11 protein-coding genes are annotated in these 12,257 nt (G+C 57.0%); all 11 read left to right on the forward strand.

Features of this window, described 5'->3' with window-relative positions:
- Positions 1-95 precede the first annotated feature (95 nt).
- Complete coding sequence (locus ACWB12_RS11985) at positions 96-1,253, forward strand: efflux RND transporter periplasmic adaptor subunit (protein ID WP_479530318.1); 1,158 nt, start codon at positions 96-98, stop codon at positions 1,251-1,253.
- Positions 1,254-1,391: 138 nt separating this feature from the next.
- Entirely contained in the window at positions 1,392-5,261 is a 3,870-nt protein-coding gene (locus ACWB12_RS11990; protein ID WP_479530319.1) for an efflux RND transporter permease subunit, read from the forward strand.
- Positions 5,262-5,272: 11 nt separating this feature from the next.
- Positions 5,273-5,887: a hypothetical protein gene (locus tag ACWB12_RS11995; protein WP_479530320.1), complete on the forward strand. Its 615-nt coding sequence runs from the start codon at positions 5,273-5,275 to the stop codon at positions 5,885-5,887.
- An 8-nt stretch (positions 5,888-5,895) separates the two neighbouring features.
- Positions 5,896-6,408, forward strand: coding sequence for a hypothetical protein (locus ACWB12_RS12000; RefSeq protein WP_479530321.1), 513 nt, complete (start codon positions 5,896-5,898; stop codon positions 6,406-6,408).
- A gap of 111 nt (positions 6,409-6,519) precedes the next feature.
- A complete protein-coding gene (locus tag ACWB12_RS12005; protein WP_479530322.1) occupies positions 6,520-7,104 on the forward strand; it encodes a hypothetical protein in 585 nt (194 codons plus the stop codon).
- 93 nt (positions 7,105-7,197) lie between these two features.
- On the forward strand, positions 7,198-8,013 hold the full coding sequence (locus ACWB12_RS12010) for a hypothetical protein (RefSeq protein WP_479530323.1): 816 nt from the start codon (positions 7,198-7,200) through the stop codon (positions 8,011-8,013).
- Between the two features lie 16 nt (positions 8,014-8,029).
- The gene (locus tag ACWB12_RS12015) at positions 8,030-8,644 is read left to right on the forward strand and encodes a nucleotide-binding protein (RefSeq protein ID WP_479530324.1); all 615 of its coding nucleotides are present in this window, start codon (positions 8,030-8,032) and stop codon (positions 8,642-8,644) included.
- 55 nt (positions 8,645-8,699) lie between these two features.
- A complete protein-coding gene (locus tag ACWB12_RS12020) occupies positions 8,700-9,356 on the forward strand; it encodes a tetratricopeptide repeat protein (RefSeq protein WP_479530325.1) in 657 nt (218 codons plus the stop codon).
- 25 nt (positions 9,357-9,381) lie between these two features.
- Positions 9,382-10,869 carry a dynamin family protein gene (locus tag ACWB12_RS12025; RefSeq protein WP_479530326.1) on the forward strand — a complete coding sequence of 496 codons (1,488 nt, stop codon included), beginning with the start codon at positions 9,382-9,384 and terminating at the stop codon, positions 10,867-10,869.
- A gap of 42 nt (positions 10,870-10,911) precedes the next feature.
- Complete coding sequence (locus tag ACWB12_RS12030) at positions 10,912-11,481, forward strand: hypothetical protein (protein ID WP_479530327.1); 570 nt, start codon at positions 10,912-10,914, stop codon at positions 11,479-11,481.
- Between the two features lie 15 nt (positions 11,482-11,496).
- Positions 11,497-12,257 (forward strand): dimethylarginine dimethylaminohydrolase family protein (locus ACWB12_RS12035; RefSeq protein WP_479530328.1); only part of this gene is annotated, 761 nt, incomplete at its 3' end.

A 12,257-nucleotide genomic window follows, 5' to 3' on the forward strand; every position in this document is an offset into this window, starting at 1 on the left:
TATTGCTGAAATTGCGTTATATCTTTTCAAATCAGTCTGATTGCGACAGGAATTATTACACAACCTTTATTAGGTGCAACATAATGGGGAGCGATATGCGGAACATAATTCGGATGAGATTATCATTCTACGTTTTGGTAGCCACATTATGTGCCGCCCCCCTGCTAACTGTCGCAACCAGCCACGCCCAAACTGAGAGCAGCTATCAAACCGCGCCGGTTTCAACCATCACCACCGGTGGCGAAGCCACGGTTGGAGGCACAGTTACCCCGTTCAAACAGGTCACCCTGACCGCCCAAAGCCCGGGACGCGTGACGTTTCTGGCAGGCGTTGAAGGCCACCGCGCCAAAGCGGGCGATGTGTTGCTTCAGATCGGCGACGACAGCATTCAGGCCCAGCGCCGCGCGGCCCTTGCGCAGATCAATCAGGCCGAAGCCGCCTTGCGCAACTCTCAAATGCAGTATTCACGCGAGCTATACGCGCCGCGCACAAATTCAATGAGCGGCATTCCCGGCATGGGCATTCCATCAACGTTTGATCAGTTCTTTACCCGCGGATTTTCAGACTCGCTCGGTTTCACCAACACCGGTGTTGAGCGTCAGGCCGATCTTTACGCCCGCGGCGTTGGTATCAATCAGGCACAAAGTGCTTTGATGCAGGCGCAGGCCAATCTGGAAGCACTGGACACACGGGTGCGCGACACCCGATCAGTCGCGCCGTTTGATGGCATCGTGATCAACAAAATGGTCGAAGTGGGCGACACGGTTCAACCCGGTATGCCGCTGATCACCTACGCCTTTACCGATTACCTGCGCATTGACGCCGAAATTCCGGTGCGGCTGGCGGCAGGTCTCTCTGAGGGCATGATCGTTCCGGCCCGTCTGGATGTGGGCGGTGCCACAGTTGAGGCCAAAGTGGCGCAGATTTTTCCAGTGGCCGACCCAAAACGCCACACAGTGCGGGTCAAGTTTGACCTGCCCTACGACACACCGGGTGGACCTGGCATGTATGTCGAGGTCACTGTGCCCGACGCCTCGATCCCGCCGCGCACTGGTCACGCTATTCCGAATGAAGCCCTCATCTGGCGCGGCAGCCTGCCGTCAGTCTTTGTGCTTGAGGATGGTAAACCATCGCTGCGGTTGGTGCGCGTCGGCTATCCACTGCCTGATGGCCGTATATCGGTGGTATCAGGATTGATGGGGGGCGAACAGGTTATCCTGAATCCGCCATCCAACCTGATTTCAGGGGAATAACAGACACGACAACAAGACAGGGTAATAAGCCGACAAAAATCCGGCACCAACCCAACCAGAAGGGAGGACGCTATAGCTACCGAAGAAAATAACCAACCGGATACCGGTGCTGATGAAGCTAAACGTCCCAAGCTGGGGATGGCTGGCAGCCTTGCCAGAATGTTCATCAATTCGCCGCTGTCGCCGCTATTGCTGGTTGCATGCCTTGGTTTAGGCATTATGGGTCTGATCCTGACACCGCGTCAGGAAGATCCGCAGATTTCCGTGCCGATGGTCGATATTTTCTTCTCGTATCATGGCGCGTCCGCCAATCAGGTGGCGTCGCTCGCCACGGACCCGCTAGAGCGGATGATGTCCGAAATTCAAGGCGTTAAACACGTCTATTCCGTATCCCAGCGCGATGGCGCGATGGTCACGGTGCAGTTCGAGGTTGGAGAAGAGCTGGGCCCATCTCTGGTCAAACTGAACGATAAGATACAGTCCAATTTAGACCGCATTCCGCCAGGTGTTTCGCACCCGTTGATCCGCCCCAAAGGTGTGGACGATGTGCCGATTGTCACCCTGACGCTGTGGTCACACCAGATGGACGAAGCCGGTCTGCGCTCGTTGGGTCTGGATGTTATGCAACGCCTGAAAGAGGTCGATGGCACCTCGCAGAGCTTTATTGTTGGCGGGCGCTCCAATGCGATCCGTGTCGAGATTTTCCCAGAACGGTTGACCGGTTTTGGCATTGGCCTTGACCAGTTGGCCCAAACCATTCGCAATGCCAACTCTGAGCGCGCAGTCGGGTCTGTCGAAGTCGGGCAAAACACCTTTTCTTTGCAAACCGGATCATTCCTGCGCACCGCCCGTGACATTGAAAACCTGATGATCGGCTCGCAAGACGGCCAAGTGATTTATATCCGTGACGTAGCGCTTGTGACCGAAAGCACCGATGACGCGAACAGCCTTGTGTCCTACTATACCGGCCCCGCTTATGGCGCCCATGAAGGTCAGGACCGCGTTGATGAACGTGCACCGATTGGTGCCTCGGCGATCACCATTGCGGTGGCCAAGAAAAGCGGCACCAATGGCGTATCGGTGGCCAACGATGTGCTAACGTATATCGAGCGGCTAAAAGGCACACTGATCCCTGAAAACATCCACGTCGAAGTCACCCGCAACTATGGCGAGACCGCCAATGAAAAGGTCAACGAGCTGATCTTCAAACTGTTTGTCGTGACCTTTGCGGTGACCTTGCTGATCTGGCTGGCACTGGGCCTTCGTGCCGCCGTTGTGGTGCTGATCGTGATCCCCGTGGTGATCCTGCTGACTGTATTTTGCGCGTGGTTGCTGGGCTATACTATTGACCGCGTCAGCCTGTTCGCGCTGATCTTTTCCATCGGCATTCTGGTGGATGACGCCATCGTTGTGGTCGAAAACATATACCGCCGCTGGCTGGAAGAGGGCGAATGCAGCGATGATTGCAATGTCGATGCGGTACGCGAGGTGGGCAACCCGACCATTCTGGCCACCTTCACCGTGATCGCGGCCCTGCTGCCAATGGGTTTCGTTACCGGAATGATGGGGCCATATATGGGGCCAATTCCGGCACTTGGTTCTGTCGCCATGCTGCTGTCGCTGTTCGCCGCTTTCATCTTTACCCCGTGGCTGGCGCAACGCATCAAACCGTCGATGAACAAGCTGGCCAAAATGCAGGACAGCGAGCATCGCCAATCCGAAAAACTGAAAAACGTTTATGAAAAATTGCTGCGCCCACTGCTGCAAAGCAAAGGTCGCGCACGGATATTCCGCCTCGGTATGTGGCTGGTGTTTTTTCTGAGCCTTGGATTGTTTTACACCCAGTCCGTTACTGTCAAAATGCTGCCTAACGACAACAAACCGGAATTCAATGTGGCGGTGAACATGCCTGATGGCACGGCCATGCCCGTCACCGCCAACGTGGTGTCGCGCCTGTCGCAAGAATTGCAAAAGATGCCCGAAGTTGTGGCACTGCAATCCTACACCGGCACGGCAAGTCCGTTCAATTTCAACGGCTTGGTGCGCCATACGTATCTGCGGAATATGGCATGGGCTGGCGATATTCAGGTGCAATTGACAGACAAGGGCGATCGCGATCGTTCCTCGCATGAATTGGCCGTGGCGGCGCGTGCCGCCCTGAAACCGATTGCCGATGAAATGGGCGCACGGATCGAAATCATCGAAATGCCCCCCGGCCCGCCGGTGTTACAAACAATGGTCGCCGAAATCTATGGCCCCGATGATGCAACGCGCCGTCAGGTTACCCGTGATGTTGAGCGTCTATTTAATCAGGCCGACACCATTGTTGATGCCGACAGCTATATGCAAATGCCCTATGACAGCTGGCGTTTTGTCGTTGACCGCGAAAAGGCATCGCGCCTTGGCGTATCGGTCGAAGACATCAACCGGCAGTTGGAAATGGCGCTTGGCGGCTATAAGCTGGGCGACGTTAAAGACGAACGCGCACTGGAACCACGGTTTATCTACCTGCAAATGCCGCTGGCATTGCGCGGCGATTTTGGCCGCCTGGGCCAGTTGCCGATCCCCTCGGTCAATGGCGCAATGATCTCGCTGACCACGCTGGGTCACTTCGAACAGTTCCGCAAAGACGATCCGGTCTATCACAAAGACCTGCGTGCCGTTGAATATGTCACCGGCGAAGTCGCGGGGCGTCTGGGTGCGCCAATCTACGGCATCCTTGAAATGGAAGACCTGCTGGATGATTACACCGCCCCCGATGGCGTTCGGGTGGATACCAACTATATCGGCCCGCCCACCACCAGCCTGCAATCGGCGCTGGAATGGACGGGTGAATGGACTGTCACCTATGTGACCTTCCGCGACATGGGCATCGCTTTTGGTGTGGCGCTGATCCTGATCTACATCCTTGTGGTTGGCGAATTTGGCAACTTCCGTTTGCCCGCCATTATCATGGCCCCGATCCCGCTGACACTGATCGGCATCGTGCCCGGCCACTGGCTGTTTGGCGCGTCCTTCACCGCGACCTCGATGATCGGATTCATCGCGCTGGCGGGGATTATCGTGCGAAACTCGATCCTGCTGGTCGATTTCTCGCGTCACGCTGTGGCGCAGGGCATGGACGTGCAAGACGCGGTGATCTACGCCTGCCAAACCCGCACCCGCCCGATCATCATCACAGCACTTGCGTTGATGGCTGGATCATCCGTGATCCTGTCTGACCCGATATTCGAGGGCATGGCGATTTCCCTGATGATGGGCGGTCTGGTATCAACATTGCTGACTTTGGTCGTGATCCCGCTGGGCTGTGTTTCCTACAGCGAAGCGCTGATTATAGGCACGGACGCACCCCAATCACCCACCGATGGCGGCACAGATGGCGGCGGGGACATGCCGGCGCCAAAACCCGCGCCTGAACCTGCGAACCTGCACAGCGCCAAGGGCAAAGGCGTGGTTAAAACCGCCGGGGCCGTGTTGTCTGGCGCTGGAGAAGCCGCCATGTTCGCAGGCGAAGCGGCCTATGGTTTGAGTAAACTGGCTGTTGGTGGCGTTGTCGGCGCGGTTGCAGGTGCCCGCAGCAAAGCGGCTGCTGCCAAGACAAAACCCGCTATGACAACACCCAAACCCGACCCGAAACCAGCCGCATCGGTGGCTGAACCCGTCGTCGTAAAAAAGACGCCTGCACCCAAACCCGCGCCAAAACCAAAGGCAGCAAAACCAACACCCAAAGCAAAAGCCACCAAGCCTGCGCCCAAACCAAAGCCGACACCCAAACCGAAAGCCGTAAAACCGGCATCCAAGCCAAAAGCGGCGAAACCGGCAGCGGTCCGCAAGGTGACAAAACCCGCAGCAGCAAAGCGCAAACCCGCAGCCAAACCTGTGGCCAAGGCACCCGCCAAACCTGTGGTAGCCAAGCCTGCGACCAAACCAGCACCACGGCGCAAAGCCAAAACCAGCGGGCGGCGCGGCATCCGGTTAAAGAATTCAAACAATAGCAACGAGAGTTAGGGAGTCAGAAAATGCGTAAACTTGCACAAATAGCTCTGGGCCTAACGCTCGGTGTGACGATGGCCACAACGCCACTATCAGCGCAATCCGGCATGAAACCAGTGCCCGTGCCTGGCCCCTACCAGATCATCATACGCCAACAACCGGTGATGCCGACGTTCACGCCGCAACGCTATGTCATGCCGATACCCTATTGGATGCAGAACACACAGCAACAGCCGCGCGCAGGAGCATCCGGCACTCAAACGACACAAGCTCCTGCCGCCGTTGGCCGCACCGAACCACAGTCGCTTACCTCTGGCTGGAACGCCGCACCGCAGGCACAGCCACGACAAGGCTACGGCGCTGCCCCAACACCCGGATATTTCCCCGGATATGCCCCGGGAAACACGCAAACACCCGCGCGACCACCGCAACCCGCCCCGAACTATGCTCCTGCCCCTTGGGGTCAGCAAGGGTTCATGCCGATGCAAGCGCCTTGGCAAAATGGCTGGAACCCAAACGGTGGGGGGCAAAACGGCTGGAACCAGAATGGGTGGGGCCAGAATGGCTGGAATAACAATTGGAACAACAATGGCTATGGCAATCGCCAAGGATTTTCCGCGCCGATGATGCCGCGCCAATAGGAAAGCGAATGACACTGAACTGGATACATATTGGACCACTGACCGTCGCTTCTGCGGCCGTGTTGCTGTGCCTTGCGCCTGCAAACGCGCAATCCGGCAACCCGTGGAACCCCTATCCGGCACAACAGCAGGCACAACCCGCACCACCCCCGCCACCACCTGCCCCCAAACCAAAGTATTACGAGGAAGCGCCTGCACCGCTCCCCTCCGCTCAAACCGACGCCCCTTCCGGCCCAAGCCGCTTTGCGCCACCAGATCTGGCGCAGCGCCTGTCGGCTGGCCCGCAAAGACCGCCCAATGCACCGTTCAATTCTGTGCCATTCGGCTATCAGGGCGCACCCTTCCCCCCGAATGCAAATCCACCTGCATACTACGGCCAACCCCAAGGTTATCCGCAAGGATACATGATGGGCGGCCCCCAAAACCCTGGTGGATACGGCGGCTATGGCCCGCCAATTATAGGCAACAACGGTTGGGGGGGATCCCCCGGTAACAATTTTTCCCCGTTCGGATTTTGGTGAGCAGAAATAACAACAAAAGACTACAGACTAGACGATCAAAACAACGGATGACGGCACGCGTTCCAATGCCACATTCAGCAATCAAACGGAACAATATCAAGGAGAGATACAATGCGTAATAAAATCATAACACTTACTCTTGCTGCCGGTCTGGGCAGCGTAATGGCCGTTGGCGTAAGCGCCCAAGGCTATAACGGCCCGCCTCCAGGTTATTACGGCAACAACTATAACAACAACAACTGGACACCTTGGGGTGGCAACAACAACGGTTGGGGTGGCAACAACAACTGGGCACCATGGGGCGGCAACAACAATGGTTGGGGCGGCAACAACAACTGGACACCTTGGGGTGGCAACAACGGTTATAACAACGGTTTTGGCAACAACTGGGGCCCATTCAACGGCTCAAACAACAACAGTGGTAACGGCACTGGCGCGTTCAACTTTGGTTTCTCCGGCAACGCAGAAGGCAAAGGTCAGGGCGAAGGTCAGGGTCAGGGCCAAGGTCAGGGTTATGGCAACGGTTACGGCTATAACAACGGCAACGGCAATGGCGGCTACGGCATGTGGAACCCTGCTTGGGGCCCATACCCTGGTCCAGAAGGCCCATATGCGGGTCAAAACGGCCAAGCACCAGCAGCACCGGCAGACGGTGCGGTCGAGCTGCAAACACCAACACCAGAAGCCAGCAACTAGGCTCTGCTTGACCTGAAAACACCCGTCCGCCCTGCGCAAATATGTGGGGCGGACGGATCTGCCAAAGACACAAAACCGGATACGGGGGGACACATGCAAATGCACATCGGATTGCGCACAACCATCGCCGCACATATCTTGCTTGCGGCCACATCCCTTGCGATAGGCCAAACCGTTCAAACCCCCAGCAGCGATGCATCCCAAACCTATTCCGCCACCGCCATTCATGGGCTACCCGGGCAATCAGAAACGTCCGGCAAAATCGTCAAATCCGGCCAGAACATGCGGCTGGAGTTTGACCAGAACGGCGAAACCGTGATCCAGATTTTACGCCCCACTGAAGGGGTGATGTATATTCTGGACCCCAAAGAACAAACCTACATCGAAATTCGCGGCCAAGCCGTGCCGGCCGCCAAATCCGATGGCTATACCACGCCCTGCCCTGAAACCTCCCAAATGGCGCAGTGTGAACGCATCGGCACCGATACCGTCAGCGGCATTGCCGTTGAACGCTGGGCGCTGGCCAGCACTCCGCAAACTCGTCCGCTGATTATCCTGTGGGATTCAACCCGCCGCCGCGCATTGCGTCAGGAATTCCCTGATGGCAGCGTGATGGCGATGAATTTTCAAGCTATGGAAGATTTGAACGGCCGGATGACCGAACACTGGACCATAAAAATCACCACAGGCAACCAACCTGCAAACACCGGCAGTTGGTGGTTTGACCCCGAACTGCGCGTGGTGGTGCGAGAAGACCTTCCAGGGGGCGAAGTGCGCAGGCTGGAAGATATCACGGTTGGTCCCGTTGATGCCGCCGCCTTTCAGGTGCCCGAGGGGTGGCAAAAACAGGCCCCCCCTGCCCCCGCAACATTACAACCGCCACAACCCGCACCTGCGGGCGAAGAATGATAAAGGATTTGCTGCCATGCTGACACTCTATGCCAACTTCAAAGGGGGCACCGGCAAAAGCACCGTCGTGTTTAACATGGCGGTCTGGCGGCTGGAGCAAGGGCATGACGTAACCGTCTGCGACCTTGACCCGCAACGCACGGTGAGCGATGTGGCGACCATCCGCGCCGAGGACGGGGTCGAGCCTGCGTTAAAGGTGGTTCATAAACTACCAACCCGCGCCAAAGCAAAAGGCGAGTGGCTGATTGATGTTGGCCTGTCCGACATGGACGCCCTGCGCGCTGCCATCAAGATTTGCGACCGCATCGTCATTCCGGTCACGCCTTCGCAGGCCGATATTTGGGCAACGCAGCAGTTTCTGGATATCATTGCCAAAGCGCGGCCAAAGGGCAAACCGCCCACCATCCTCGCCTTTATCAACCGCGCCGATCCACACCCGCGTTCGCGTGAAAACGCCGAAACGATGAAAGCACTGGAAATGCTGGACGGGATCAAACCGATCACAGCCAAAATGGTGCAACGCCTCGCTTTTCGCCGCTCGTTTTCCGAAGGGTTGGCTGTGTTTGAACTGGAACCGAATGGCAAAGCCGCCGCTGAACTGGACGCATTGGCCGATGCCATCCACACCTAACCGAAATCATCCCAATGTGCCGCATTGATAGATAGAACAACCAAGGATAAGACCAATGATCATGCCATTCCTTAGACTCGTTATCATATACATCGTTGTCATTCTGGCGGCGGTGCTGTTTTTCAAACGCGACAGCGTGATGGCCATGCTGGGCATGTCATCGGGCGGTGCCGAAATTGCTGCCACAGCCGATGAGCCTGCAAAAATAGCCGTGCCTGTTGCCCAAACCGAAGCCGCGACTGAATCCACAACGCCCGCATCCAACGCCGACGAAACTGCGCCACAACCTGACGCAGCCGACGCGGCACAGCCGCCTAAATACCCCACCAATGAAACCGCGCAAACCGTCGCCCCGACAGCCCTCGCAGAACCCACTGGGGCCACCGCGACAACCGCTGAATCAGGTAACAACGACATCCAGACCCGTCTGGATGAAGCACGCCAGGCCTATTGGAACCGCGATCTAAAAGGGGCCGAGGCCCGCTACAAAGGTTTGATCGACGACGCCCCCGACAATGCCGACATCAAAGGTGAGCTTGGCAATCTCTACTTTACCCAGCGCCGCATGGACGAGGCGGCCAATATGTATCATCAGGCCGGCCTACAATTGATCAAGGATGGCAACCTGCAACAGGTCATGGGCCTGGTCGGCGTGCTGCAAAACATTGCACCCGACAAAGCCAATGACCTGCGCAACCGCCTTTCCCAGTAACGCCGCAAATCGGAACCAAAACACCATGAGCACATTTCTCAAATCCCGCCTCGCCCGTCTGGAAAGCCATCTAAAGGCTGAAAACCCTGCCCTGCTCGAGGTGCTGCCGACCTATTACAAGTTCGACAAGCTGCTGTACAAAACCGGCCTGCTGGACCGCGAAACATCACTCGCGTCGCGCATTTCATGGTGGCCGTTGGTGTCGGTTCTGGGCACGTTTTCATCCGGTAAATCGACCTTTATCAACGCCTATGTCGGCGATGATCTGCAAAGCACCGGCAATCAGGCGGTGGACGACAAATTCACTGTGATCTGCCACCGATCGGCGGGCACGGGTGCCAACCAGACACTGCCAGGTTCTGCATTGGATGCCGATCCGCGCTTTCCGTTTTACCGGATCAGCCACGAGATCGAAAAGGTGGCCCAAGGCGAAGGCAAACATATCGAAAGCTACCTGCAACTGCGCACCACAGATCAAGAAGCGATCCGCGGCAAGATCATCATTGATAGCCCCGGTTTTGACGCCGATGATCAGCGCACCTCGACCCTGCGCATCACCGATCACATCCTTGATCTGTCGGATCTGGTGCTGGTGTTCTTTGACGCCCGCCACCCCGAACCCGGTGCAATGCAGGACACGCTGGAACATCTGGTGGCCCGCACAGTGAAACGTACGGACGCCAGCAAATTCCTTTATGTTTTGAACCAGATTGATACCGCCGCCAAAGACGACAACCCAGAAGAAGTGGTCGGCGCGTGGCAACGCGCAATCGCGCAGGCAGGTCTGACGGCAGGGCAGTTTTACACCATCTATAACGAGGGTGCCGCGATCCCGATCGAGGACAAGGCCCTGCGCGAACGGTTCCGCGCCAAACGCGATGCAGATCTGGCCAAAATCACCGCCCGCATGGACGAGGTCGAGTTGCAGCGCAACTACCGCATCGTTTCGGTGCTGGAAACCGTGGCCAATGAACTGGAGCATGATGTGCTGCCAAAACTGCGCACGGCCAAGTCAAAATGGCGCCGTGGTGTGCTGCTCGGCGATGGTATTGCGCTTGGGGCTCTTGTGGCCGCCGCTATCGGGGCATCTGTCTATTTCAAATGGATGCCATCGATGGAGATATTCACGACGGCATGGATCAAGGCCAACTGGATCGACGCCACAGTCGCTGTTGTCGCCGCGGCCATTCTGGCCTTTGCATTCCATTTCTGGATGCGTGGTTTCGTTGCTAAACGCATCGCGGCCCCCTTGTCCGAGGCCTATGGTCAGGTTGAGTTGAACCTGAAGAACGCTTTCCTGAAAAGCGCCGGTGCATTCCAGTCGATTTTCCGCAAGGAACCCGCAGGATGGTCAGCCCGCACCAGCAAGAATTTGCGCACAGTGCGTGAAACCGTGGCCACCCATATCCAGAGTTTGAATGACCGCTATGCCGATCCATCCGGCAAAACCGCGATCACCTCCGAAAAACCCGTAGCCGCGATTGAGGCACGGCCAGACAAGGCAAAAACCTAACCGCCGCTTGCAAATACGATTGCGACTTAATAGGACGACCGCATGTATTCAGAAACCACCGCCCAAGCCCCCGAAGGTCAATGCGCCGATCTTGCCTTTCGCCTCGCCGTTTACGAGGCCGGTCATGCCCTGACCGCGCGCGCGTTGGGTTTGAAAATCCTGTCGGTGCGAATGCTGCCACGCCCCCCTGTTCTGATCAGCGACAAGGCGTTTGCCAACAACGACTGGGACTCCTTCATCGAAATGCTGGAAATCCGCGTGATTGAATTGTTCGGCGGCCAGATTGCCGAAGAAACCGCCTGTTCCTGCAACACCTGCGGCATCGGCGATATCGCCCGCGTGGACGAATTATCCCGCCTGATTGCGGGACTAGACGGCGAACCGGATTCAGAAACCGTGATGTTTCGGTTGGAAGATGTGGCATTGGGGATATTTGCCAAACCCGAATACAAGGGTGCCATCATCCCGATCGCCACCTTCCTTGCCAATCAGGTCAAGGACGGCAAAGAACTGATCAATGGCCCCGATATCGAGGCCGAGCTGGACAAATACGTGCCGCGCCCTGCAAAAGAAAAATGGAGCAAAAAACTCTTTTCCTTTGGCCGCAAATAGCGCCTACTGCTGGGCATGAAAAACCCCAGCATCGAATTCACCCGCGCCATCACCCGCAAACCCGCCGCCTCTATCGTTGAGGGGCTGCGCGCCATCGACACTGGCATCCCCGATCTGGCGCGCATGTTGGCCGCCCATGACGCCTACATCAATACCCTGCGCGAAACAGGAGCCGAGGTAATCGAGCTACCAGCGCTAACCGATTATCCCGATTCTGTCTTTGTCGAGGACACCGCCCTGTGCCTGCCCCAAGGCGCGATCCTGATGCGACCCGGTGCACCAACACGGATGGGCGAAGTGGCCGAAATGGCCCCCACCTTACGCGATATCTACGCCGATGTGCGCCAGATCAAAGGCCCCGGAACGATTGAGGGTGGCGATATTCTGGTCACTGCCCGCGAAATACTGGTCGGCCTGTCGGAGCGCACCGATCAGGCCGGTGTGGATGAACTTGCCGAATTGCTCAGCGATTGGGGCTATACCGTGCGCACCATCACCATCCCTGCCGATGTGCTACATTTCAAAACCGATTGTTCCTTGCTGGACACAGACACGATCCTTTCAACCCAACGGCTGGCTGCCTCGGGGTGTTTTGCCGACTATAACGTGATTTACACCGCCCCAAATGAGGAAGCCGCGGCAAACGCCATCCGCTTTAACCAGTTCGTAATTATGGCCGCAGGTTTCCCTGTCACTGCCAAACGGCTGCGCGATAGTGGATATGATGTCAGGGAAATCGACAATTCCGAGTGCGCCAAACTGGATGGCGGTATGTC

It is taken from the genome of Profundibacter sp. (assembly GCF_056498605.1).